Source organism: Arthrobacter burdickii (genome assembly GCF_030433645.1).
GTDB lineage: Bacteria > Actinomycetota > Actinomycetes > Actinomycetales > Micrococcaceae > Arthrobacter_D > Arthrobacter_D burdickii.
This window is the reverse complement of the sequence record NZ_JAROCG010000001.1, coordinates 2,403,131-2,426,681: the sequence shown is the minus strand read 5'-3', so window position 1 is coordinate 2,426,681 and position 23,551 is coordinate 2,403,131. Positions and strand designations below refer to the sequence as shown.

General features: G+C 68.9%; 22 protein-coding genes. 7 read left to right on the top strand and 15 right to left on the bottom strand.

Annotated elements, in window-relative coordinates; all coding sequences use genetic code 11:
* Positions 1–171 precede the first annotated feature (171 nt).
* The 8 genes from P5G52_RS11305 to P5G52_RS11270 form a co-directional block, all read right to left on the bottom strand.
* Entirely contained in the window at positions 172–483 is a 312-nt protein-coding gene (locus P5G52_RS11305) for a hypothetical protein (protein WP_301227422.1), read from the bottom strand.
* Positions 484–683: 200 nt separating this feature from the next.
* On the bottom strand, positions 684–974 hold the full coding sequence (locus P5G52_RS11300; protein ID WP_301227420.1) for a hypothetical protein: 291 nt from the start codon (positions 972–974) through the stop codon (positions 684–686).
* A 322-nt stretch (positions 975–1,296) separates the two neighbouring features.
* Entirely contained in the window at positions 1,297–2,190 is an 894-nt protein-coding gene (locus tag P5G52_RS11295; protein ID WP_301227418.1) for a ComEA family DNA-binding protein, read from the bottom strand.
* Between the two features lie 383 nt (positions 2,191–2,573).
* A complete protein-coding gene (locus P5G52_RS11290; protein ID WP_301227416.1) occupies positions 2,574–3,467 on the bottom strand; it encodes a DegV family protein in 894 nt (297 codons plus the stop codon).
* Positions 3,468–3,505: 38 nt separating this feature from the next.
* Complete coding sequence (gene leuS, locus P5G52_RS11285) at positions 3,506–6,004, bottom strand: leucine--tRNA ligase (RefSeq protein ID WP_301227414.1); 2,499 nt, start codon at positions 6,002–6,004, stop codon at positions 3,506–3,508.
* A 319-nt stretch (positions 6,005–6,323) separates the two neighbouring features.
* Positions 6,324–7,841 (bottom strand): glycerol kinase GlpK, encoded by a 1,518-nt coding sequence (glpK, locus tag P5G52_RS11280; RefSeq protein WP_301227412.1) that lies wholly within the window; start codon positions 7,839–7,841, stop codon positions 6,324–6,326.
* 63 nt (positions 7,842–7,904) lie between these two features.
* Positions 7,905–8,651 carry an MIP/aquaporin family protein gene (locus P5G52_RS11275; protein WP_087075769.1) on the bottom strand — a complete coding sequence of 249 codons (747 nt, stop codon included), beginning with the start codon at positions 8,649–8,651 and terminating at the stop codon, positions 7,905–7,907.
* A gap of 135 nt (positions 8,652–8,786) precedes the next feature.
* Positions 8,787–10,535 carry a glycerol-3-phosphate dehydrogenase/oxidase gene (locus P5G52_RS11270; RefSeq protein ID WP_435868670.1) on the bottom strand — a complete coding sequence of 583 codons (1,749 nt, stop codon included), beginning with the start codon at positions 10,533–10,535 and terminating at the stop codon, positions 8,787–8,789.
* Between the two features lie 126 nt (positions 10,536–10,661).
* Here P5G52_RS11270 and P5G52_RS11265 point away from each other — a divergent pair, with 126 nt between their 5' ends.
* Positions 10,662–11,663 carry a sugar-binding transcriptional regulator gene (locus P5G52_RS11265; RefSeq protein ID WP_435868669.1) on the top strand — a complete coding sequence of 334 codons (1,002 nt, stop codon included), beginning with the start codon at positions 10,662–10,664 and terminating at the stop codon, positions 11,661–11,663.
* A gap of 27 nt (positions 11,664–11,690) precedes the next feature.
* On the opposite strand, the gene P5G52_RS11260 is transcribed toward P5G52_RS11265, so the two are convergent.
* Positions 11,691–12,701 (bottom strand): NAD(P)-dependent alcohol dehydrogenase, encoded by a 1,011-nt coding sequence (locus P5G52_RS11260; protein ID WP_301227409.1) that lies wholly within the window; start codon positions 12,699–12,701, stop codon positions 11,691–11,693.
* Positions 12,702–12,790: 89 nt separating this feature from the next.
* On the opposite strand from P5G52_RS11260, the gene P5G52_RS11255 reads away from it, so the two are divergent.
* The 6 genes from P5G52_RS11255 (at position 12,791) to P5G52_RS11230 (ending at position 17,259) form a co-directional block, all read left to right on the top strand.
* Positions 12,791–13,447, top strand: a complete 657-nt coding sequence (locus P5G52_RS11255) for a TetR/AcrR family transcriptional regulator (RefSeq protein ID WP_301227407.1) — start codon at positions 12,791–12,793, stop codon at positions 13,445–13,447.
* Positions 13,448–13,506: 59 nt separating this feature from the next.
* A complete protein-coding gene (locus P5G52_RS11250; protein ID WP_301227405.1) occupies positions 13,507–14,340 on the top strand; it encodes an aldo/keto reductase in 834 nt (277 codons plus the stop codon).
* Positions 14,340–15,257 (top strand): alpha/beta fold hydrolase, encoded by a 918-nt coding sequence (locus tag P5G52_RS11245; protein ID WP_301227403.1) that lies wholly within the window; start codon positions 14,340–14,342, stop codon positions 15,255–15,257. The genes P5G52_RS11250 and P5G52_RS11245 overlap by 1 nt, the downstream gene beginning before the upstream one ends.
* The gene (locus P5G52_RS11240; protein ID WP_301227401.1) at positions 15,254–16,339 is read left to right on the top strand and encodes a glycosyltransferase family 4 protein; all 1,086 of its coding nucleotides are present in this window, start codon (positions 15,254–15,256) and stop codon (positions 16,337–16,339) included. Before P5G52_RS11245 ends, P5G52_RS11240 begins: the two co-directional genes overlap by 4 nt.
* Before the next feature lies 1 nt (position 16,340).
* Positions 16,341–16,628, top strand: a complete 288-nt coding sequence (locus P5G52_RS11235) for a hypothetical protein (protein WP_301227399.1) — start codon at positions 16,341–16,343, stop codon at positions 16,626–16,628.
* A gap of 61 nt (positions 16,629–16,689) precedes the next feature.
* The gene (locus tag P5G52_RS11230) at positions 16,690–17,259 is read left to right on the top strand and encodes a DUF2231 domain-containing protein (RefSeq protein WP_301227397.1); all 570 of its coding nucleotides are present in this window, start codon (positions 16,690–16,692) and stop codon (positions 17,257–17,259) included.
* 85 nt (positions 17,260–17,344) lie between these two features.
* On the opposite strand, the gene P5G52_RS11225 is transcribed toward P5G52_RS11230, so the two are convergent.
* From P5G52_RS11225 to mihF, 6 genes are all read right to left on the bottom strand, one after another.
* Positions 17,345–19,546 carry a primosomal protein N' gene (locus P5G52_RS11225; RefSeq protein WP_301227396.1) on the bottom strand — a complete coding sequence of 734 codons (2,202 nt, stop codon included), beginning with the start codon at positions 19,544–19,546 and terminating at the stop codon, positions 17,345–17,347.
* Between the two features lie 45 nt (positions 19,547–19,591).
* On the bottom strand, positions 19,592–20,803 hold the full coding sequence (gene metK / locus P5G52_RS11220; protein ID WP_301227395.1) for a methionine adenosyltransferase: 1,212 nt from the start codon (positions 20,801–20,803) through the stop codon (positions 19,592–19,594).
* Positions 20,804–20,966: 163 nt separating this feature from the next.
* Positions 20,967–22,181 carry a bifunctional phosphopantothenoylcysteine decarboxylase/phosphopantothenate--cysteine ligase CoaBC gene (gene coaBC, locus P5G52_RS11215; RefSeq protein WP_301227393.1) on the bottom strand — a complete coding sequence of 405 codons (1,215 nt, stop codon included), beginning with the start codon at positions 22,179–22,181 and terminating at the stop codon, positions 20,967–20,969.
* A gap of 31 nt (positions 22,182–22,212) precedes the next feature.
* Positions 22,213–22,473 carry a DNA-directed RNA polymerase subunit omega gene (gene rpoZ / locus P5G52_RS11210; protein WP_087025955.1) on the bottom strand — a complete coding sequence of 87 codons (261 nt, stop codon included), beginning with the start codon at positions 22,471–22,473 and terminating at the stop codon, positions 22,213–22,215.
* A 42-nt stretch (positions 22,474–22,515) separates the two neighbouring features.
* Positions 22,516–23,085 carry a guanylate kinase gene (gene gmk / locus P5G52_RS11205; protein WP_301227391.1) on the bottom strand — a complete coding sequence of 190 codons (570 nt, stop codon included), beginning with the start codon at positions 23,083–23,085 and terminating at the stop codon, positions 22,516–22,518.
* Between the two features lie 10 nt (positions 23,086–23,095).
* Entirely contained in the window at positions 23,096–23,431 is a 336-nt protein-coding gene (gene mihF, locus P5G52_RS11200) for an integration host factor, actinobacterial type (RefSeq protein WP_301227389.1), read from the bottom strand.
* Positions 23,432–23,551 lie beyond the last annotated feature (120 nt).

Sequence of the window (23,551 nt, the reverse complement as noted above, 5' to 3'; positions counted from 1 at the left end):
CACCTGCCGATTCAGACACCATGATGGCGGCGGCCAGCGAACGGATGTAGCGCCGTTCCTGGATGCTGAACGTGGTCGAAAGCTCCGGGTACAACTGGCAGAGTCGCCTGGTTATCTTTTTGATTCGGCGTAGCTGGCGGGCCGCGTCTTTGCGCCTCTCCGATGTCACTGTCATGGCTTCTCCCCGTCCATGTAGTCCGCGATGATGTCACCAGCGCCGGCGATGAAGTTGCCCTCGAAGTAGGCCAGGCCGGGTTCTGCCCCTGGGTCATCCTGGATGTGGTTCTGAAATTCGTTGCGGATGCCCTTGAGGTTCTTGCCCGCATCCTTCGTGATAGCTCCGCCAGCGTGGACGCGGTAGTCCGCTTTCCACGCTCGCTCAACTTCCGCCCGCCGCACGACGCGAGGAACCACGGCACCGCTGCGTTGAACGTCCGCACCCTGATAGACCCGCCTTGGGCCTCTGCTGATTTCGCCAGTCATCTCTATCTCCTTGGTGTTCATACCGGGTGTGACGCCGGTGTTGATACACCCAATTCTCGGAGCAGGGTGCTGGTACATCGAGGTAAAGACTGGTCGATTACTGGTCAAATCCAGATTGAAGCTGAATCAAAAAAGCGGCTTAAATGAAAGACTCCCAGTCCTTTTCAGAACTGGGAGCACAAGTGCTGCTTTAGGGTCCGCTACGCGGCGTTGGCCTCAGCCATAGTGTCTGGCCCCAAGTGCGCCAGATAGAGTGCAAAGGGAAGGAGAACACACCGTTCCTTGCCCTTACGGTAGGTGCCAGCGTCCCAACCTCTTTGCGTCCCGGTATCTATACCCAGGATGTTGATGATGATCTCGTTGCGGCGGTCATCCAAGGAGCCACTGCCCTCGGAATAGTGATGCAGGATTTCTCTGACCTTCTCCGGTGAAGCAATTACCCGACCAGGAAACCTCGCCTCGTATTCAAACTCTGCAATGAGTTTCTGCATGCCACTCTTTGTGTGCAAGTCCACGTACCTGCACATACAGCCCTCTGGGACTAGCAAGGACCAAAGGTAGTGGTGTTTGAATCTGTTAATTCGGCCTCGCAGTCGGTAGAAGCTAAGCAGCTCCGTTAGAATTTCATTCGCAATACAGGCCGTATTGTAATCATCCAGTTTGTCGTCCATGTTGTCGGTCATGGCGTCCTCTCGTAAAAAAATCTGCGGGGGGATGGTCATTAGGCCGGCGGGGTCATAGGGCGACTCCCTTCAGTTTCTCTATGGAGTTATGGAGAATCAGTTTGGCATTTTAAACGTAATCTGACAACGCCTACTGGCGGGTAGCATGTGTGGCTGGTAGGTTACGCACTGGCCGCCTGCCAGCTGGGTTACTTTTGAAGCTCATCGTCCAGTCGATGATCCGCTGCCCCAGAACCGGACCCACGCGGGGCAGGAACTCGATCTCGGCGAGGGTGGCGGTGTTGATGTCGATGACCGCACCCGGGCCAGCACCGCTGCTGTCCGTCGTTCCGCCGGAGGGGCCGGCCTGCGCGGCCGGAGGAGTTACCGGCGCATCTGGTATGCCCTGATCGGTTCGCGGCTCCTCACCCACGGCGAGGAGGTGGATGTGCTGCCCGTCGGACGGGGTGGCTGCGAGATTGATCCCCTCGAGGTCGGCCTCGGGAAGGGCACCACCGACCTTCTCCAGAACCTCGAACAGGCGCGTGCCGGACAGGATCGTCACCACGCCGGGCGAAGCCACCGCGCCCGTGACGTAGACGACGAGCGTCCCCTGGTCGGCACCGTCCGCCGGGGCAGGCGTTCCTGCCGATGACCCTCCCGGCGCGTCGTCGCCACGCTCTTGGGCGTCCCCCTGCTTCCCCTGCTGCTCGCCCCCGGCTGCGGCCCCACTGCCCTCACCCGCGGCTCCGTAGGCACCGGAGGCACCGGAGGCACCGGAAGCACCAGAGGCACCAGAGGCACCAGAGGCACCGGAGGCACCGGAAGCACCGGACACGGTGCCGCCCGCATCAGGACCGACCGTGCGGGGAGCGTCCGGCGGGTCAGCGCCTCGGTCTGCACCGCTGGGGAACCCGGCGTCGAGCTGTACCGACACCGCAGCGGCAGACGGTTCGGAGCTGCGTACCAGGAACAGCGCAGCACCGATCGCCAGCGCGATCCCCAGGAAGACGAGCGCCGCAGACCGGGCAATGCCCCACTGCACTCCGATTCGGAGAGGACCCTGATCCTGGTTGCCCGGCCGTGAGGACAGATTGGACGTAAGGCGCGGCAGGACGCTGCTCCGGCGAAGCGTGTGCTGCTCATGGCCGGAGCCCCTACCCGGGCTCTCGTCGGACCGGCCCTCGTCCTGCAGCCGAGCAGCGGACGGCGGAAAATCGGACGGCGGAGAAGCAGGCGGCGGGGACACGGACGCCTGCGGGAGCTGCGCCCCTTCATCCCCTGCCGTCGGCCATCGGTGCTTTCCCATGGGGCAACGCTAGGATCGGCGCACGGCGGACCCGCCGACGGCTGATGCTATGTGGACATCCGGCTGGAACGGCCGGCTGTAACCCTCAGGAGACCATCAGGAAGACCGTCAGGCGGCCGTCAGGACCTGTCGGAGGTGACGGGCTGGTCCGCGGTGACCGTCACGGCGACCACGCCGAGGCCCGCGTGCGCGGCGAGGACAGAGGGGCAGGGAGCCAGGGACACGCGTCCCGTCCCTGCGATGACCTCGAGGCGCTCGGCCAGGCCGCCTGCCTCGTCCTCGTTGCCGAAGTGATGCACGGTCAGCAGGACCCCGCCCGTCCGGGTCGCGACGTCGGCCTCCACCAGTTCCTGGAGCCGCGCCATCGCCCGGTGCGCCGACCGCATGCGTTCGAGGGGTACCAGCCGCCCGGCCTGCACGTGGAGGATCACCCTGACGGACAGGAGCGTGCCCAGCCAGGCCGCGGCCGCGGTGACCCTCCCGCCGCGCCGCAGCTGCTCGACGCTGGGCACGTAGAAGTAGAGCGCGGATGCACGTGCCGCCATCGCCGCGGCGGCCGCCGCTGCCTGCAGGTCCGCACCCGTCCGGGCGGCAGCGAGGGCGGCGAGGGCTGCCCGGCCCTGTGCCATGCCCGCCGTCCTCGTGTCGATCACCTCGACCGGGATCGTCGCCCGCGACGCCGCCAGCCGTGCTGCTTCGACCGTCCCGGACAGCAGACCCGACAGGTGGACGGACACGACGCCGTCGTAGCCTTCCTCCGCAAGGCGTCCGTACACCCTGTCGAACTGGCCCGGGGACGGACGGGACGTGCGCACGTCCGACCCCGCGGCGAGGGCCACCATCAGCGGACCGGTGACGTCGTCGTGCTCACCCGTCAGGATGTCGGAACCCACGAGGACCGGCATCGCCACCACCTGCACGTCCTCGGCCGGACCGCCCGGCTCCAGCCAGTCGAGCGGGAAGCCTGCGGCCGAATCGGTGACGACGGCTACCCGTACGGTATCCGCGTGCACGGTGTCGTTATGCACCGGCGCCGCCGGTCCCGGCTCCATCAGGCCGGGACGATGTTGACCAGTTTGGGCGCGCGCACGATCACCGTGCGGATCCCCCGGCCGTCCAGGACGCGCTGCACCTGCTCGCTGGCCAGGGCGAGCTCGCGCAGCTCCTGCTCGGCGATGTCCGGGGACACCGTCAGCCGGTCCCGCACCTTGCCCTGCACCTGGACGACGGCCACGACGCTCTCCTGCGTCAGCAGCCCGGCATCCACCGCGGGCCAGCCCGCCGTCGCCACGGTCGCCTCGTGCCCGAGGCGGTTCCACAGGTCCTCCGCCGTGTAGGGCGCGAAGAGGCTGAGCATGATGGCGACTGCTTCAGCCGCTTCACGCACCGCGGGGTCGGCGCCGCCCACACCCGAATCGATCGCCTTCCTCGTCGCATTGACGAGTTCCATGAGCTTCGCGATGACGACGTTGAACTTGTTGGCCTCCATCAGCTCCGAGGCCTCGGCCACGGTCCGGTGCGTCACCGAGCGCAGTGCCCGGTCACCCGCCAATGCGTCGGCTCCGACCTCGCTGGTGACGTCGCCACCGAGTCGCCAGGCGCGCGCCAGGAACTTCGCCGAGCCCGACGGCGAGACATCCGCCCAGTCGACGTCGTCCTCCGGCGGGGACGCGAAGACCATGGTGAGGCGCACGGCATCGACGCCGAAGCGGTCGAGCTGCTCACCGAGGTCCACGCCGTTGCCGAGGGACTTGCTCATGGCCTTGCCACCGTTGAGCACCTGCCCCTGGTTCAGCAGCGCGCTGAAGGGCTCGGTGAAGCCGACCATGCCGAGATCGAAGAGCACCTTCGTGAAGAACCTGCTGTACAGCAGGTGCAGGATGGCGTGCTCGACGCCGCCCACGTACTGGCCGACAGGCAGCCAGCGGTTCACGGCCTCGGTGTCGAACGGCGCGGTGTCCAGCTGCGGGTCGACGAAGCGCAGGTAGTACCAGGACGAGTCCACGAACGTGTCCATGGTGTCGGTGTCACGGAGCGCCGCGCCGCCGCAGTCCGGGCACGCCACGTTGACCCACTCCTCGACGGCGGCCAGCGGCGACGTCCCCTTCGGTGCGAGGGCCTCGCCGCGCAGGCCCTCGGGCAGCGTGACGGGCAGCTGGTCGTCCGGAACGGCGACCTCACCGCACGAGGGGCAGTGGATGATCGGAATGGGCGTGCCCCAGAAGCGCTGCCGCGAGAGCAGCCAGTCCCGCAGGCGGTAGTTGATCGTGTGCTCGCCCGTCCCCTGCTCCTCGATCAGCTCGATCGCGCGGCGGATGGCCTCGGCCTTGTCCAGGCCGGTCAGCTCGCCGGAGTTGACCAGGGTCCCCTCGCCCGTCGTGGCGATTCCGGTCTCGGCGGCATCGTCCGCTCCGGTGTCGACGACGGTGCGGACGGGCAGGTCGAAGGCGCGGGCGAAGTCGAGGTCGCGCTGGTCGTGCGCGGGGACCGCCATGATCGCCCCGGTGCCGTAGTCGGCCAGGACGTAGTCGGCGGCCCAGACGGGCAGCTTCTCGCCGTTGAGGGGGTTGACGGCATAGCGGCCGGTGAAGATCCCGGTCTTCTCGCGCTCCGTCGCCTGGCGTTCGATCTCCGACAGTCCCTTGACCTGCTCCCGGTACTGCTCGAGGTCCGCCTTCCGGTCCGGCGTGACGAGGTCCAGCGCGAGGTCGGCGTCCGCGGCCACGACGAAGAACGTCGCCCCGTACAGGGTGTCCGGCCGGGTCGTGAAGACGGTGACGTCGCTCACCGGCAGGCCGCCGTCGGCCTCGATCCGGAACCGCACGTGCGCGCCCTCGGAACGGCCGATCCAGTTGCGCTGCATGGCGAGCACGCGCTCGGGCCAGTGGCCCTTCAGCTGCTCCATGTCGTCCAGCAGGCGGTCCGCGTAATCGGTGATCTTGAAGTACCACTGGTTCAGGTTCTTCTTCGTGACCATCGTCCCGCAGCGGTCGCAGGCCCCGTTGATGACCTGCTCGTTCGCCAGCACGGTCTGGTCCTTGGGGCACCAGTTCACCGGTGAGTTGCGGCGGTAGGCCAGCCCCTTCTGGAAGAACCGCACGAAGAGCCACTGCGTCCAGCGGTAGTACTCCGGGTCCGAGGTGTGCAGCCGGCGGCTCCAGTCGGCGCTGATCGCGTAGCGCCTGAACGAGTTCGCCTGGGTCTCGATGTTCGCGTAGGTCCACTCGGCGGGATGGGCGTTGCGCTTGATGGCCGCGTTCTCGGCGGGGAGGCCGAAGGAGTCCCAGCCGATCGGGTGCAGGACGTCGTAGCCCTTCTGGCGGTAGAAACGCGCTGCGACGTCGCCCATGGCGAACGCCTCGGCATGGCCCATGTGCAGGTCGCCGGAGGGGTAGGGGAACATGTCGAGCACGTAGCGGCGCTCGCGCTCGCCGTCGTCGGCCGGTGCGAACGCCTGGAGCCGGTCCCAGACCGCGGGCCACTTCGCCTCGATGGCGGAGAAGTCGTAGGTGTTCTCGTCCGGCTGAGCGCCCTCGGGGTTGATGCTCACTGTATGTTGACCTGTCCTGTCGGTGGAACGTCGTCCTGCTCGATGCTTCTTGTCTGCTGCGCTGCCGCGGACCCGTGCCCTGGCGCCTCGGGGGTGTCCTGCGCCGGACACACAAAAGCCCCTCACACAGGGAGGGGCCGCCGCACGGTGAGTACCGTGCGGCTAGGTAAGCAGGAGGGCGCGGAGCATGCGTTCACTTTAGCAGTGCGCGCCGACCCGTGCCGGATACCCGGGTGCAGAGGCCAACGGTGTAGCTGCCAGGACATGCCCGGTCCGCCCTGCGGCGGACCGGGCACGCGCCCGAGATGGACGGTCGGTACTAGCGCACGTCCTCGTCGACCCAGTCGAAGGTCTTCGTGACGGCCTTCTTCCACAGGCGCAGCTGGCGCTCCCGCTCGGCATCGTCCATGGACGGCTTCCAGCGCTTGTCCTCGGCCCAGTTGGTGGCGAGCTCGTCGGTGTCCTTCCAGAAGCCGACGGCGAGGCCCGCAGCGTAGGCAGCGCCGAGAGCCGTGGTCTCCGTGACCTTCGGTCGGATGACGGGGATGCCGAGGATGTCGGCCTGGAACTGCATCAGGGCGTCGTTGGCGACCATGCCGCCGTCGACCCTGAGGTCCTCCATGTTCACCCCGGAATCGGCGTTCGCGGCGTCCAGCACCTCACGGGTCTGGAAGGCCGTGGCCTCCAGCGCCGCACGGGCGATGTGGCCCTTGTTCACGAAGCGGGTCATGCCGACGATGGCACCGCGTGCATCCGCGCGCCAGTACGGCGCGAAGAGGCCCGAGAACGCCGGCACGATGTACACGCCGCCGTTGTCGTCGACCGTCGTGGCGAGCTGCTCGACCTCGGGGGCACTGTTGATGATGCCGAGATTGTCGCGGAGCCATTGGACGAGCGAACCGGTGACGGCGATCGAACCCTCGAGCGCATAGACGGGCTTCGCGTCGCCGAGCCGGTAGCAGACCGTCGTGAGCAGGCCGTTCTTGGAGTGGACGATCTCCTCACCGGTGTTCACGATCATGAAGTTGCCGGTGCCGTACGTGTTCTTCGCACCGCCCTTGTCGAAGGCGGCCTGGCCGAAGGTCGCCGCCTGCTGGTCACCGAGGATGCCGGCCACCGGCGTCTCGCGCAGGAGCTGCGAGGTGTGCACGGTGCCGTAGACCTCGGACGAGGACCTGATCTCGGGCATCATCGACACCGGCACGCCGAAGTCGGCGAGGATCGACTCGTCCCACGCCAGCGTCTCCAGATCCATGAACAGCGTGCGCGAGGCGTTGGTGACGTCGGTGATGTGCACACCGCCGTCGGTGCCGCCCGTGAGGTTCCAGGTGACCCAGGAGTCCGTGTTGCCGAACAGGAGGTCGCCGGCCTCCGCCTTCTCGCGTGCCCCGTCGACGTTGTCGAGGATCCACTTGATCTTGGTGCCGGAGAAGTAGGTGGCCAGCGGCAGGCCGACCTTCTGCTTGTACCGCTCGACGCCGCCGTCCTGTGCCAGCTCGTCCACGATGTTCTGCGTCCGCGTGTCCTGCCAGACGATCGCGTTGTAGACGGCCTTGCCGGTGGTCCTGTCCCAGACGACGGCGGTCTCGCGCTGGTTGGTGATGCCGACGGCGGCGATGTCGTGGCGCGTGAGGTTCGCCCGGGAGAGTGCGGTGCCGATGACCTCACGGGTGTTGTCCCAGATCTCGGCGGGATCGTGCTCCACCCAGCCGGCCTTCGGGAAGATCTGCTCGTGCTCCTTCTGGCCGGAGGACACGATATCGCCCTTGTGGTCGAACACGATGGCCCTGCTGGAGGTGGTGCCCTGGTCGATGGCGATGACGTACTGCTGCGACATGTCTTACTCCTTCATTGGATGGACGTCGTTGATCGGCGGCTGCGCACAGCTACCGGGTGGTGTCTAGGCCGCGGCGACGGGGAACGTGATGAACTGGACGACGATGCCGGCAAGGACACCACCGACGATCGGTCCGACGACCGGGACCCAGGCATATCCCCAGTCGCTGCTGCCCTTGCCCCGGATGGGCAGGATGGCGTGAGCGATGCGGGGACCGAGGTCGCGGTTCGGGTTGATGGCGTAGCCGGTGGGGCCACCGAGGGAAGCACCGATACCGACGACGAGCAGTGCGACCGCGAGGGGGCCGAGGCCCGTTGCCGTGGGGCCGAGGGACAGGATGACGAAGACCAGCACGAACGTACCGATGATCTCGGTGACGAGGTTCCAGCCGTAGGAACGGATGGCGGGACCGGTGGAGAAGACGCCGAGCTTGTTGGCGGGGTCCGGCTCCTCGTCGAAGTGCTGCTTGTAGGAGAGCCAGCAGAGCACAGCGCCGAGGATGGAACCGAGCATCTGGGCCGCCAGGTAGGCGATGGCGTTGATGAAGTTCTTGTCGACGCCGGGAGCGAATTCGGCGGTGTCGCCGTTGACCCAGAGACCCATCGTGACCGCGAAATTGAGGTGGGCTCCGGAGAGGGCTGCGACGTAGACGCCGGCGAAGACGGCGAGCCCCCATCCGAAGTTGACCATGAGGAAGCCGCCGTTATTGCCCTTGGTCCTGGCGAGCGCGACATTCGCGACGACGCCCGTACCGAGCAATAGCAGCAGCATGGTGCCGAATGTTTCGGCAACAAATACTTCCAGAGACATCATTGACTCCTTTTTCTATTCATTTATCGACGGGTGCCGCCGCCTCGACGGCACCCGTTGGTTCCCCCCCGGCAGCCACTGCCGTTGGCACTGCACCGCTGGAACAGCGGTTCGACCACGTCGCGGCAGGTGCCGCTACACGGTCAAGCTCTTGACCTGCACCCGGTGGGCCTCGGCGAGGACCTTCTCGGCGAGCTTGATCTCCGCTGCGGATTCCGCAGCGGTCCAGCCCAGCAGCGGGGCCAGGGTCTCGGCAAGCTCGGCGAGCAGTTCCTCGGAGACCAGGCCCCGGAATGCAAGCGATGTACGGCGAATCAGGACGTCGATCAGGTGGCCGACCTGCTCGTGCTCCACCATGTAGGCGAGTTCTCGCGTGCTCAGCTCCTGCGTGGAATTAAACATGCTGTCCGGGCTTTCGGCGAGGTATTCGAGAACATCCTTCGCGCGGGTCCCGTACCGGGTCAGCAGAACCTCCACGCGGGCCTCGTCGGCGCCCGGCCGGACCGCCGCCGCGATCCAGGCGCGCCGCGACGCTTCGTCCGTCGGGAAGTCCTTGCCGCCACCGATCGCGACACCCGCCGTCGAGGTCCTGCGCGTCGCGCCGAGGGCGGTGAGCGTGTCGTCGGTGAGGTGCTCGGACAGGGCGCGGAAGGTGGTCCACTTGCCGCCGACCAGGCTCAGCGTGGTGACGGAGCGGCCGCCCCGCTTCTCCTCGCGCTTCTCGATGCGGTAGTCGCGCGAGACGAAGCCGGGCTGGGTGTCGTCGTGGCGCGGCAGGGGCCTCACACCGGAGAAGCTGTACACGATGTCGTCCCGTGACACTGGAATGTCGGGGAACACGTGCCCGATCAGCTCGAAGAAGTACGCGATCTCCTCGTCCGTGCAGACGGCCTGCTCCTGGACGTCGACGTCGATGTCCGTGGTGCCGACGAGGACGCGGTCCCCCATGGGGTAGATGAGGACGATGCGGCCATCGACATGCTCGAAGAAGATCTCCGTGCCATTGCACGCCGCGAGCAGTCGGGGGTTGTCCAGCACGATGTGGGAGCCCTTGGTGCCACCCATGAAGAGGGTCTCCGCACCGAGCGCGGCATTGGTGCTGTCGGTCCAGGCACCGGTCGCATTGACGACGACGTCGGCCTGGAAGGGAAAAGTCTCCCCCGTGAGCTCGTCCCGCAGCACGATGCCCTCCTCGCCGGTGCCGATGGCGCTGACGTAGTTGGCGGCGCGGGCCGCGGGGTTAGCGACCTGGCCGTCGCGCAGCACGTCCAGCGTGAGGCGCTCCGGGTTGTGCACGGAGGCGTCGTAGTAGGTTGCCGCGTACTTGATGTCCTTGCGGAGTTCCGGCATGGCGGCGAGCGCCTTCTTGCGGCCCACGAAGGAGTGGCGGGGGACGTTGCCGCCGTCGCGCGAGAAGAAGTCGTACATCGTGAGGCCGGCCTTGATGAGCACGGCGCCGCGCTCCACCTGCTTGCCCTGGCGGTGCGTGAGGAAGCGCATGGGGGCGGAGAGAATGCCCGAGAACGTCGTGTAGATGGGGATGGTGGTCTGGAGCGGCTTCACGTAGTGCGGCGCGATCCTCAGCAGGGCGTTGCGCTCGATGACGGACTCGCGGACGAGGCGGAACTCGCCGTTCTCGAGGTAGCGGATCCCGCCGTGGATCATGTGCGATGAGGCACCCGAGGCACCCTGGCAGTAATCGCCGCGCTCCACGAGGGCGACGTCGATCCCCTGCAGTGCGAGGTCGCGGAACGTGCCGACCCCGTTGATGCCGCCACCGATGACGAGCACGGAGGCCCGGGGGGTGTCCCTGAGCTTCTGCACCACGGTGCGGGTAGAAGTTGTCGTGCCTTCACCGGTGGTCCGGTCGGCTGGATTGCTCAAGGGACTACTCCGTCGCTTCTCTGTAGCTTCTCTGTCTGGAATGGGTGCTGCGGTTCCATTCTTCGAGCAGTGGGAATAACAGTCAATCGGATTGCACAAACGTGCAAAGGCGGCCAGACTGGCGGGATGACGACGACGCAGGGCGGTCCCGTGCGGGAGTCCGCAGAGGTGGAGCGCCCGCAGGGCAACCGCTCGCGGGATGCCCTGCGGGCTGCCCAGATGTACTACCTCCAGGACCTCACCATGGACGCCATCGCGCGCGAGCTGCGCACCTCGCGCTCCACGGTCTCCCGCCTGCTCTCGACGGCGCGTGAGACCGGCCTCGTCCAGATCCAGGTCAACAATCCATCCGAGCGTGCGCCGGCCCTGGAGCAGCAGATCGGCCGCCGGTTCGGCGTCGAGGTCCACGTGGTGCCGGTCGCGGACTCCATCAGCGACTCCGAGGTGCTCGACCGCGTCGCTATCCAGGCGGCCCGTACCATCGGGCCCCTCGTGGACTCGAACGCCATCATCGGCGTCGCCTGGGGGTCCACCCTGAGCGCCGTCAGCCATCACCTGACCCGTAAGCAGACCCAGGACAGCACGATCGTGCAGCTCAACGGTGCCGGCAACACCCAGACCACGGGGATCACCTACGCGAGCGAGATCCTGCGGCGCTTCGGGCAGGCCTACGGCGCGCGCGTGGAACAGTTCCCCGTCCCCGCGTTCTTCGACCATGCGGCCACCAAGACGGCGATGTGGGAGGAGCGCAGCGTCCGCCGCATCCTCGACCTGCAGGGCCGGATGACCATGGCGATCTTCGGTGTCGGGTCCATCGGCGCCGGCATCCCCAGCCATGTCTACAGCGGTGGCTACCTGGACCGGGAGGACCTCGACCTTCTGGAGAGCGAGGAGGTCGTGGGCGACGTCGCCACCATGTTCTTCCGGGCCGACGGCACCCACAGCGACATCCTGCTCAACAAGCGCAGCACCGGCCCGGACCTCGACGACCTCAGGCGGGTTCGAAGGCGCATCTGCGTCGTGTCGGGAGAATCGAAGATTCATGGACTGCGCGGGGCGCTCGCGGCGGGACTGGCCACCGACCTCATCCTGGACGAGGGAGCCGCCCGGCGCCTCGTCCACACCTGAGCGGAGGAACGCCCGAAGCACGCGCGGCTACACCGTGAGGACCACCTTGCCGCGGACGGCGCCCGACTCGAGGTAATCCATTGCCTCCGCAGCCCTCGCCAGCGGGAAGGCGCGGTCGACGCTCGGCACGACGGAGCCGGCTTCGATCAGGAGTACGAGCCGCTCGAGCGCCTCCGCGCGCACCACGGCGAAGACCATGGCCAGCCTCTGGCGAACGAACGGGGACAGCGCCACGGCTCCGATCTGTCGGTGCAGGCCGCCGGTCAGGGTCCCTCCGCCCTCACCGCCGACGATCACCGCCGTGCCGTCCGGCGCGAGCGCACGGCGCAGGTGGGCCACCGAGGGGGTGCCGCCGATATCGAGGATGAGGTCGAACGCGGCACCGCCGTGCGCGAAGTCCTGCGCCGCGTAGTCGATGACGTGGTGGGCACCCAGTGCGCGCACGTACTCGCCCTTGGCGCCGCTGCAGACCGCCGTGACCTGCGCTCCTGCCGCCCTGGCGAGCTGCACCGCGAAACTGCCGACACCACCCGAGGCCCCGAGGATCGCCACGTGCTGGCCCTCGCCGACCCGACCGGCGTCATGCAGCGCCTTCATCGCCGTGACGCCGGAGACCGGCAGCGCGGCGGCCTCGACGAAGGACAGCACGGCGGGCTTGTGCACGAGGGCTCCCTCCTTCGCCGTGGCGTATTCCGCGAAGGTGCCGCGACCGACGCCGAGCACCTCGTCGCCGACGCCGAAGCGCGAGACACGGGCACCGACTGCGACGACGACACCCGCAACGTCCATGCCGGGCACGGGATTCCTCGGCTCGCGCAGCCCGAAGGCCAGCCTCCCGAGGTACGGCAGTCCCGTCATCGTGTGCCACACCCCCCGGTCGAGCCCGGCGGCGTGCACCTGGACCAGCACCTCGTCCGCCGCGATCCCTGGCACCGGCACATCGCCCGGGTGCAGCACCTCAGCCCTGCCGTAGGCATCCTGCAGCACCGCCCTCATGGTCCCGGTACCCGCCGTCGTCCTCCCGAGCCGTTCCTGCATGACTGCCTTTCCGGGGCCGCACGGTGCGGAACCCGCGCGAGCAGATTATCGTACAGTGTACGAAAACACTAGGCCGAGGAGGCGCCGCGATGGCCGCACGCACGGGAACCGACGAACGCATCCCCCTGTCCCGGGAGCGCGTCCTGCGGTGCGCGCTCACACTGGCCGACCGCGAGGGTATCGCCGGCCTGACGATCCGCACGCTCGCCCAGGAGCTGGGCAGCAGGCCCATGAGCCTCTACTACTACGTGGCCAACAAGGAGCAGATCCTCGACGGCATCGTGGACCTGGTCTTCGGCGAGGTCCACCTTCCGGTGATCGGCAATCCCTGGCGGGAGGAGATGCTCGTCCGTGCCCGCTCAATGCGGGAGGTGCTGAGTCGCCGCCCCTGGGCGGTGGGGTTGCTCGAATCGCGGACCCATCCCGGCCCGGCGACCCTGCGGCACCATGATGCGACGCTCGGCACCCTGCGCAGCGCCGGTTTCACCCTCCGCGCGACGGCCCACGCCTATGCACTGCTCGACAGCTACATCTACGGCTTCGCGCTGCAGGAGGTGGCCCTGCCGCTCAGCGGCGCCGACTCGGTGGCCGACGTCGCGGCACCGATCATGGAGCAGTTCTCGGGCGGGCAGTACCCATGGGTGATGGAGATCGCCACCGGGATCGTGATGCAGCCCGGCTACGACTTCGCGGACGAATTCGAGTACGGGCTCGAGCTCATCTTCGACGGGCTCGATCCCCGCTGACCGACGCAGGGCCCACCGGGCGCAGGCCCTGCCCGGGCCGATCTCGGTAGAGTTCCCCCATGAGCTTTTCAGTCCCCCGCGTCGCTCTCGCCGACGGCACCCCGATCGACGTCGTCGGGTACGGCGTCTACAAGGTCCCCCCCGCGGACACCGCGCACCTCTGTTCGACGGCGCTCGACGCCGGCTACCGGCTCCTCGACACGGCGGCCCTCTATGGCAACGAAGCCGGCGTGGGCGAAGCCGCGCGGGCCTACCTCGAGACCGGCGACCGGGAGGACCTGTTCGTCACGTCGAAGGTCTGGAACGACGACCACGGCCATGACGCCACGCTGCGCGCGTTCGACGCATCGATGGACCTGCTGGGCCTCGACCGGCTGGACCTCTACCTCATCCACTGGCCGTGCCCGTCGAGAGACCTGTACGTCGAGACCTGGCGTGCCCTCGGGCGGCTCCAGGCGGAAGGACGTGTCCGGTCCATCGGGGTCTCCAACTTCCAGCGGCCGCACCTGGAGCGCCTGCTGGTCGAGACCGGCGTCGTCCCCGTCCTCAACCAGATCGAGCTGCACCCGTACCTGCAGCAGCACGACCTGCGCTCGTTCCACGAACGGCACGGCATCGCCACGCAGGCGTGGAGTCCCCTCGGACGCGGCAACGTGCTGCAGGACCCCGTCGTCGGACGCATCGCGGCCGAGCTCGGGCGGACGCCGGCGCAGGTGATCCTGCGGTGGCACCTGCAGCACGGCATCCTCACGATCCCGAAGGCGAGCTCCCGCGAGCGCATCAGCTCCAACCTCGACATCTTCGGGTTCGTCCTCACGGACACGCACCTCGCGGCACTCGACGCACTGGACCGGGACCAGCGGTTCGGCTCGCACCCGGACCGGGTGGGCTGATGCGCCACGCCGTCGTCCGCAGCATCCCCTGGGAGGGGACGCTCCAGCGGGTCTGGGACTACCCCGCCGACCATTCCGCCGACTATTCCGCCGGCGGACCGAACGAACGTCCGCGCCTTCCGCACGGCGCGACCATCGTCATGGTGCACGGGTTCCGGGGGGACCACCACGGGTTGCTGCGCCTGGTCGAGGAACTACCCGGGCACCGGGTCCTCCTGCCGGACCTGCCGGGGTTCGGGCAGGGCCAGGAACTGAGCGGCACGCACGATGTCGCCACCTACGCCCGCTTCATTCGGGACGTCACCCGGAGACTCGTCCCGGAACCGCGCGTCCTGCTCGGGCATTCCTTCGGGTCGATCGTCGCTGCCGAGGCCGCCGCCCTGGACCCGGACCTCGTCGGGATCCTGGTCCTCGTCAATCCCATCAGTGCTCCCGCCCTCGAGGGGCCCAGCCGGGCCGCATCCCGGCTGGCGGAGGGCTACTACGTCACCGCGGACCGCCTGCCGGAAGCCGCCGGGCGGGCGCTCCTGTCGAATCCCGCGATCGTGCGGGGTATGAGCATCTTCATGGCCAAGACGAAGGACAGGAACCTGCGGCGCTGGATCCATGGGCAGCACGACGCCTACTTCAGCTCGTTCGCCGGCCGGCGCGTAGTGCTGGAGGCGTTCCGGGCGTCCATCTCGGGCACCGTCCGGGATCGTGCCCGGGAGCTGACGATGCCGGTCCTGCTTCTTGCCGCGGAGAACGACGACATCGGGTCGGTCGCCGGCCAGCGGGAGTTGGCAGCGCTCATCCCGCACGCGACCCTGGAGATCATCCCCGACGTCGGCCACCTCGTCCACTACGAGAAGCCGCGCGAGGCAGCGCTGCTGCTGGAGGACTTCCTGGAGAACTGCCTGAAGGACGCGCCTGCATGAGGATCCTGTTCGACGCGCGCTTCACGCGCACCGACCACCACGACGGCATCAGCCGTTACGGGGCCAGCCTGATCGCCGCGCTCGCCGAGACGGACGACATCGTGATGCTCATCAGCGACCGCCGGCAGCTCGCCCTCCTGCCGGACGTGCCGCACGTGCGCATCAACAGTCCCCTCTCCCCCGCGGAATTGTTCGTCGCCCGGCGCATCAACCCCCTCGAACCCGACGTCGTCGTATGCCCCATGCAGACCATGGGGTCCTGGGGCCGCAGGTATCCGCTCGTCCTCACCCTGCACGACCTCATTTACTACCAGAACCCGACGCCGCCGTCGTTCCTCCCACTCCCCGTGCGCCTGCTCTGGCGGCTCTACCACCTCGCCTACTGGCCCCAGCGCCTCCTCCTCGACCGCGCGGACGTCGTCGCCACCATCTCCAGCACGACGGCGGACCTCATCCGCCGGCACCGGCTGACACGCCGGCCGGTCCTGCTCGTGGGCAATGCGCCGCAGCCGACGGAGCGCCGTCGTGATCCGGAGGCGCCGCGGTCGGCGTCGCTGCTCTACATGGGCTCCTTCATGCCCTACAAGAACGTCGAGACACTCGTCCGCGCCATGGCCGCCCTGCCCGGGCACATGCTCCACCTGCTGAGCCGCATCACCCCGGAACGCCGCGGGGAGCTCGAGGCCCTCGCTCCCGGAGCGGACCGCGTCGTCTTCCACGGCGGCGTGACCGACGCCGAGTACGAGGACCTGCTGCACGGCTCGACCGCGCTGGTCACCCTGTCGAAGGCGGAAGGGTACGGCCTGCCGATCATCGAGGCGATGGCGACGGGCACCCCGGTGATCGCCAGCGACATCCCCATCTTCCGCGAGGTCGGCGGCACCGCCGCGCTGTACGTCGACCCGGACGACCCGTCGGCGGTGGCCGCCATGGTGCGCACCCTGGAGGAGCCGGACCGGTGGGCCGAGGCGTCCCGAGCCGGGCTCGAGCGGGCGTCCGCCTACTCGTGGGCCGCATCGGCACGGCAGCTCCGGCTCGCGTGCGAGCGGGCCGTCGCCGAGCATGCGCGACGGCGGGCCTGACGTGACCGACCTCCAGTGCCCGGCCACGGCGATCCTGCTCGACAACGACGCCGCTCCGCCTTCATGGCTGGCGCGCCTGCAGCTTGCGGGCCGGTTCGAGGCACGCGGTCCCGACGCCGTCGTCGCCCTCGTGGAGGAGACGGCCGACCTGTACCGCGGCGAGGCCTTCGTTGTCGCCGCACCACCGGCCGACATCGCCCAGGCACTGCGGACGCGGGGCACCGCAGGCACCGCGCCGATCATCGTCGAGATCGATTCCGGCGGGTGGCGGACCGTGCCCGCTCCCTGACAGGCGCCATCCGTCACTACGCTCTATACAGCCGCACGGCACCGGCGTACCGTCCATGACCATGGAACCGTCACTGCCGCAGCGTGTCGCGCACTCCGTGGGAGAGGATCCCCTGTCGGAGCGGGTCGCGGTCGCCCAGGAGGTTCTGTACGGCCCGCTGCTGAAGTGGGCAGGGCACAGCCCGTTCCATACGGGCATCCTCGGCCACTCGGTGCATCCCCTGCTCACCGACGTGACGCTCGGGTGCTGGCTGAGCGCGTCCATCCTCGACGTGGCCGGAGAGGTCGGCGGACGCTCAAGCGCCACGCTCCTGGTCGGAGCAGGGCTGGCGGCGTCGGTACCGACGGCGCTCTCCGGCGCCGATGACTGGGCGGGGATGACGGGCGCAGAGCGTCGGATCGGCGCGGTTCACGCACTGGGCACCGACATCGCCATCTTCCTCCTCCTCGGTTCCCTGATCGCCCGGATCCGCGACCGTCATGCCCTGGGCATGGGGCTCGGCCTGGCGGGTAACGCGGTCGTGGCCGGTGCGGGATTCCTGGGAGGGCATCTGGCGCTCAATCGCGGGACCGCGCGGCGGGCAACCGACACGAGCACGGGAACGGACGCAGTCACTGGCGCAGACGGCTGACTGACGCAGGCTGAGGAGACGTTGCGGTGATCCCGGCGCAGCTATCCCGGTGCGCGCGGCCGGCTAGAACACGACGAGCCGTCGGCTAGAGCACGTCGAGCGCATCGAGCCGGATGTGGACCGGCTCTCCCGTCCGTTTCGCGGACAGGGTGGCGCGGCGGGCCCGCAGCTGCCGTGTCATGCCGGCTGCTGCCCGGTAAGGGAAGAACAGGAGGACGCGGTGGCTTCCCTGCCCGGCGAGTGCGTCCGGGGCCGCAGCGCCCGACCGTCCGGTGTCCTTCGGGTCCGCTGCTGCACGTGCCGCCCGCATCGCCTCCCGGCGGATGTCCGGCGGGACGGGCGCGGGCCCGACGACGCGGGCGCCCTCCGTCTCGACTCCTTCGAGGAAGTACGTCAGGGCCTCGCGGGTCCCCGTCAGCACGGCATACCGGACGGCGGGAGGCAGGCCGAGGTGCTGCCGCTCCAGGAGTTCCCGCGCCGCCGCGCCGGCGGGATCCCAGCGCACGAGGTGGCCCACCGCGACGTCGTCGTCGCCCGTGATGACCACGGTGCCCCCTGCGGTGGACGGGCGCGCCAGGATGGCCGCCGAGAACCAGCGCCGCAGGGCGTCCTCCCCGGCGCGCAGGGACTCACGGCTGAGCAGGGCGTTCCCGTCGAGCAGGATGACGGCCGCGTAGCCGTTGGGTGCCACGGGCTCGGCGCCGGGTGTCGCGACGACGACGGCGGGCACGTCCCGGACGGCATCGACGATGTGCTCGCCCGCGGAGGACACGACCGGCACGCCGGGGAAGGCCCGCCCCAGTTCCTCGGCGGTCCGGGTAGCACCCGCGACGGTTGCGCGGACCCGGACCCCGCCGCATTCGGGACAGGACCAGGAGGTCTCGGGCCGCCCGCACCAGCGGCAGGCCGGCGGAGCATTCCGGCTCGGCTGGGCCAGCGGCCCGGCGCAGGAGGAACACCGCGCAGCGTGACGGCACCGGTCACAGGCCAGGGACGGCGAGAATCCGGTGCGGGCCACCTGCAGCAGGACGGGCCCGTGCTTCAGCCCGGCCTGCGCCGCCGCCCAGGCCGCGTGGGGTATCCGGGCCTGGGCAGCCAGCGGGTCGCGTTCCATCTGGTACGCGTCGGCGGCGTGGACGACCCGCGGTGTCGCCCGGCGCACCTCGGCACGATCGGCCTGGACGGCGTGGGCCCAGCCGGTGTCGACGAGCCGCTGCGCCTCCGTGCTGCGGGAGAAGGAGGAGAGCAGGACGGCGGCGCCCTCCTGCTCGGCCCGCAACAGCAGCACGTCGCGGACGTGCTGGTACGGTGCTCGCTGCTCGAGATGCTGGTCGTCGCCGTCGTCCCACAGGCACACCAGTCCCAGGTCCCGCACGGGCGCGTAGGCGGCCGAACGGGTCCCGACGGCGACCGTCGCCGACCCGTGCAGGATCCGCAGGAAGCTGCGGTACCGGGGCGTCGCCCCGTCCTCCCCCGTGAGGCGGGCCACGGCGGTCGGGCCGAGGCGCGCCACGAGCGCGGTTTCGATGCGCGCGAGGTCTCGCTGGTCGGGGACGACGACGATGGAGCCGCGGCCCGAGGCAGCCGTCTCGGCGACGGCCTCGGCGATCTCCTCCGTCCACGCCGTGCTGCCGAAGCCGCCGAGGCTCGTGAGGACCGCGCGCGGTGATTCCCCCGCACGCAGGTGCTGCAGGTAGGCCGGCCCGTTGGAGTAGCGCCGGAAGATACCGGAGGCCGGCTGTGCCGGCCTCGCTGCGCCTGGATCGACCGCCGGATCGACCGCCGGATCGCCGGCCGGATCGCCGGCCGGAGCGACGGCCGGAGCGGTTCCCGGAGGGAACTCGTCCTCGACACGGGCCATGCGCGGCGGGACGGCCAGCCGCAGGACGTCGCTCACCGTTCCGACCGAGCGCGCCGCGATGGCCGTCGCGAGGGCCAGGACCTCGGGCGTCAGGACCCGCTGGGGGGACACGACCTTGCCCAGGGGCAGGAGCGTGGCCGTGGTGCTCGCCTCATCGACCCGTTCGGCGAGGAACCCCGTGTGCTCGCGTCCGGCGAACCGCACCTTGACCCGCACCCCGGGTTGCGCCTCGGCGTCCATCGCGGCGGGCACCGCGTAGTCGAAGAACCGGTCGAGATGGGGTAGCTGCGCGTCGAGGACCACCCGGGCCACGGGACGCGTCGACGCCCGCTCGGGATCGGTCTGTGGCAGCTTCGCGGGCCCGAAGCCGTGCAGCAGCGACAGCTGGCCGTCCGTCCCGATCGTGTCCCGCGTCGTCTCCGTCATGCTGAAGCGTCCGGCAGCCTGCGCCGCGCGCTGTCCCCTTCCCGCTCAGGCGTTGAAGTAGCTTCGGAGCTTGTCCACGCGGTCGGTGCGCTCCCAGGTGAAGCCCTCCTCCTCGCGGCCGAAGTGGCCGTGGGCGGCGGTGCGCTGGTAGATGGGCCGCTTGAGGTCGAGCGCGGTGATGATGCCGAGAGGGCGGAGGTCGAAGACCTCGCGGATGGCGGTTCCGATGGCGAGTGGGTCGACCGTCTCGGTACCGAAGGTCTCGACATAGATGCCGACGGGCTGGGCCATGCCGATGGCGTAGGCGATCTGGATCTCGGCGCGGCGTGCAAGACCGGCCGCGACCACGTTCTTCGCGACCCAGCGCATGGCGTAGGCGGCCGAACGGTCCACCTTCGAGGGGTCCTTGCCGCTGAAGGCTCCACCACCGTGCCGGGCCATTCCTCCGTACGTGTCCACGATGATCTTGCGGCCCGTCAGTCCGGCATCTCCTACGGGGCCGCCGATCACGAACGCGCCGCCCGGATTGAGGATGTGCCGGACGGAGGACGTGTCGAGGTCGGAATCCGCGAGGACCGGCGCGATGACGTGGTCGGCGAGGTCCGCCCTGAGCTGCTCGAGGGACACGTCGGAGGAGTGCTGCGACGAGATGACGACGGAGTCGATCGAGACCGGCTGGTCGCCGTCGTACCCGATGGTGACCTGGGTCTTGCCGTCGGGCCGGAGGTACGGGAGGGTGCCGTCCTTGCGGACAGCGGTGAGTCGTTCCGACAGGCGGTGGGACAGCCAGATGGGCGCCGGCATCATGACCGCGGTCTCGTCGCTCGCGTAGCCGAACATGATCCCCTGGTCGCCGGCACCCTGGGCGTCGAAGGGATCGACGCCGGTGCCCTCGCGGGTCTCCAGCGAGGTGAACACGCCCGAGGCGATCTCCGCGGACTGCTGGCCGATGGACACCGACACGCCGCACCGGGCGCCGTCGAAACCGTTCGCCGAGGAGTCGTAGCCGATGCCGAGGATCGTCTTGCGGACGATGTCCGGGATCTCGACGTACGCCTCCGTGGTCACCTCACCCGCGACATGCACCAGTCCGGTGGTGACGAGCGTCTCGACCGCCACGCGGGAGTCGGGATCCTGCTCCAGGAGGCCGTCGAGGATCGCGTCGCTGATCTGGTCGCAGATCTTGTCCGGATGGCCCTCGGTGACCGACTCCGAGGTGAAAAGGCGCAGGGGGGAATCAGTGCGGGGTGAATTCACGTGCCCACTCTACTTGGTCGGAGGGACAGTCCGGCCGGATGCTACGCGGCCCGACGGTCCCCGCGGCTGCCGGACGGACACCCGTTGAACTCCGTACGGACACCGGTTGAACTTCGGACGGGCGTTGGGCGGAGGCCCGCCGAGACCCGCCGGCGGACCTGCCTCAGCGGGACAGGAGCTGCGCGGCGTGGTCGAGCACGGCATCCGCGACGGCCCGCTTCGATCCCCGCACCGCAGCCGACTCGCTGCCGTCGGCATCGAGGATGGTGACCTCGTTCGAGTCCTCGCCGAAGACCCGGTCCGAGCCGACGACGTTCAGCACGAGGAAATCACAGCCCTTCCGCGCGAGCTTGGCGCGGGCATGCGAGAGGGGGTCTGCCGTGGCATCCCCGGTCTCGGCGGCGAATCCCGCGATGACGGGGGGGTTCCCGTGATCCCGCCGGGCCAGCACGGCCTCACGGAGGACGTCCGGGTTGCGGACGAGAGTGATCACCGGGTCGGTGCCGTCGTCGTTCTTCTTGATCTTGGTGGCGACGACCTCGGCGGGACGGAAGTCGGCGACTGCAGCGGCCATCACGAGGATGTCGGTGGCCGGGAGCGCCGCGAGGACGGCCTCGCGCAGCTGGAGGGCTGATTCGACCCGGACGACGTCGCAGCCGCGGGGCGGTGCCACCTCCGCATGCGCGAGGACCAGGGTCACGTCGGCTCCCCGGGCGAGGGCCGCCTCGGCGAGGGCCATGCCCTGCTTGCCGGACGATCGGTTGCCGAGGAAGCGTACCGGGTCGAGGGCCTCGCGCGTGCCTCCCGCGGAGATGGTGACGCGCTTTCCCTGCAGGGCCCCGGACCCCGAGGACCGCGCGACGGCGTCCATCGCCGCGTCGAAGATGTCGGCCGGTTCCGGCAGCCGGCCGGGGCCGGAGTCCGAGCCGGTGAGGCGCCCGGATGCGGGCTCCATGATCGTGACGCCGCGGGAGCGGAGGGTCTCGACATTCGCCCTCGTGGCGGCGTGCTGCCACATCTCGGTGTGCATGGCGGGTGCCAGGAAGACGGGACCGTGCGCCATGAGGAGGGTGCCGGTCAGCAGGTCGTTGGCGAGCCCGGCGGCAGCGCGGGCCAGGACGTCGGCGGTGGCGGGGGCGACGACGATGAGGTCGGCCTCGTGGCCGAGCCGTACGTGGTTCACCTTGTCGACGTCGTCCCAGACGCTGTTGCTCACCGGGTTGCCCGAGAGGGCCTCCCAGGTGGCGGTGCCGACGAAGCGCGTCGCCGCGTCCGTGGGGATGACGGTGACGTCATGCCCCGACTCCGTGAAAAGACGGAGGAGGGATGCTGCCTTGTAGGCTGCGATCCCTCCTCCGACACCAAGTACTATCCGCACCGGTTGTCCGTGTCCTGCCCGACCGGCGGGACTACTCGGACTGTTCCATCGGCGTGGACACGAGCATGCCCTCGTTGATCTCGCGCAGCGCGATGGAGAGCGGCTTCTCGTTCAGCTTCGTGTCGACCAGGGGGCCGACGTACTCGAAGAGCCCCTCGTGCAGCTGCGAGTAGTACGCGTTGATCTGGCGGGCGCGCTTGGCACCGTAGATCACGAGGGCGTACTTCGAGTCCGAGGCCTCCAGCAGAGAGTCGATCGGCGGGTTGATGATGCCTTCGGGCTGAGTTGACACAGATTCTCCAAATATTAGGTGGAACGGCTGGTGCAGGGCTTGTCAGCGCTGCAGCGGACGCAGTCCCATCAGTGATACGAGCTCGTCTGCCGCATGCTCCACGGTGTCGTTGACGACGGTGTGGTTGAATTCCGGCTCGGCGGCAAGTTCCAGTTTAGCTGTTTCCAGCCGCTGCTGCTGTTCCTCCGGGGTTTCGGTGCCGCGGCCCACGAGCCGGCGCACCATCTCGTCCCAGCTGGGCGGTGCCAAAAAGACGAAATTAGCCTCCGGCATGCTCTCCTTGACCTGGCGCGCGCCCTGCAGATCGATCTCCAGCAGCACGGTGCGGCCCTCGTCCATCGCGGCCTGCACGGTGCTGCGCAGGGTGCCGTAGCGGTTGCGGCCATGGACCAGGGCCCACTCCAGCAGCTGCCCGTCCTCGATGAGCTGGTCGAACTCCTCCGGGGAGACGAAGAAGTAGTGCACGCCATGGACCTCGCCCGGGCGGGGAGGGCGGGTGGTCGCTGAGACGGAGAGCCACACCTCCGGGTAGTTGTCCCGGATGTAGGTCGAGACAGTTCCCTTGCCGACCGCGGTCGGGCCGGCCAGGACTGTCAACCGGGGCTGGAACACTGACGCTTCCTTACTTACTGGCCGAGCCAGAATGGTGTCCGAGGTACTCGACGAGTAACCTGCGCTGATGGATGCCGAGTCCGCGGACGCGGCGCGTCGCGGCGATACCGACCTCTGCCATGATGGCGGCCGCCCGTACGTCCCCTACGCCGGGCAGGGCCTTGAGGAGATCCAGGACCTTGAGGCGGCCCACGGCGTCGTCGCCGTCGGGATTCTCGATCACTTCCGCCACCGAAAGCTTACCGGTCTTCAGTCGGGACTTGATGTCCGCCCGAACCGCGCGCGCTGCCGTCGCCTTCTCCCGCGCCCGTGTTCGTTCGACATCCGTCAATGGCTTCAGACTCACTGGTGCTCCCTGCGCTTGACGGCACCTGATAGGGCGGCGGCCGCTCGTCGTATCGATGGGGTGGATGGGTCGGGTCCCGAACCGAACCTACCCGGCGTACGCCTCCGAAATCAATGCGCC

Coding starts and splice junctions, on each gene's coding strand:
- P5G52_RS11305 (WP_301227422.1), bottom strand. CDS start 483: ATGACTGGCGAAATCAGCAGAGGCCCAAGGCGGGTCTATCAGGGTGCG.
- P5G52_RS11300 (WP_301227420.1), bottom strand. CDS start 974: ATGCAGAAACTCATTGCAGAGTTTGAATACGAGGCGAGGTTTCCTGGT.
- glpK (WP_301227412.1), bottom strand. CDS start 7,841: ATGTCGCAGCAGTACGTCATCGCCATCGACCAGGGCACCACCTCCAGC.
- P5G52_RS11275 (WP_087075769.1), bottom strand. CDS start 8,651: ATGTCTCTGGAAGTATTTGTTGCCGAAACATTCGGCACCATGCTGCTG.
- P5G52_RS11265 (WP_435868669.1), top strand. CDS start 10,662: ATGACGACGACGCAGGGCGGTCCCGTGCGGGAGTCCGCAGAGGTGGAG.
- P5G52_RS11260 (WP_301227409.1), bottom strand. CDS start 12,701: ATGCAGGAACGGCTCGGGAGGACGACGGCGGGTACCGGGACCATGAGG.
- P5G52_RS11255 (WP_301227407.1), top strand. CDS start 12,791: ATGGCCGCACGCACGGGAACCGACGAACGCATCCCCCTGTCCCGGGAG.
- P5G52_RS11250 (WP_301227405.1), top strand. CDS start 13,507: ATGAGCTTTTCAGTCCCCCGCGTCGCTCTCGCCGACGGCACCCCGATC.
- P5G52_RS11245 (WP_301227403.1), top strand. CDS start 14,340: ATGCGCCACGCCGTCGTCCGCAGCATCCCCTGGGAGGGGACGCTCCAG.
- P5G52_RS11240 (WP_301227401.1), top strand. CDS start 15,254: ATGAGGATCCTGTTCGACGCGCGCTTCACGCGCACCGACCACCACGAC.
- P5G52_RS11230 (WP_301227397.1), top strand. CDS start 16,690: ATGGAACCGTCACTGCCGCAGCGTGTCGCGCACTCCGTGGGAGAGGAT.
- P5G52_RS11225 (WP_301227396.1), bottom strand. CDS start 19,546: ATGACGGAGACGACGCGGGACACGATCGGGACGGACGGCCAGCTGTCG.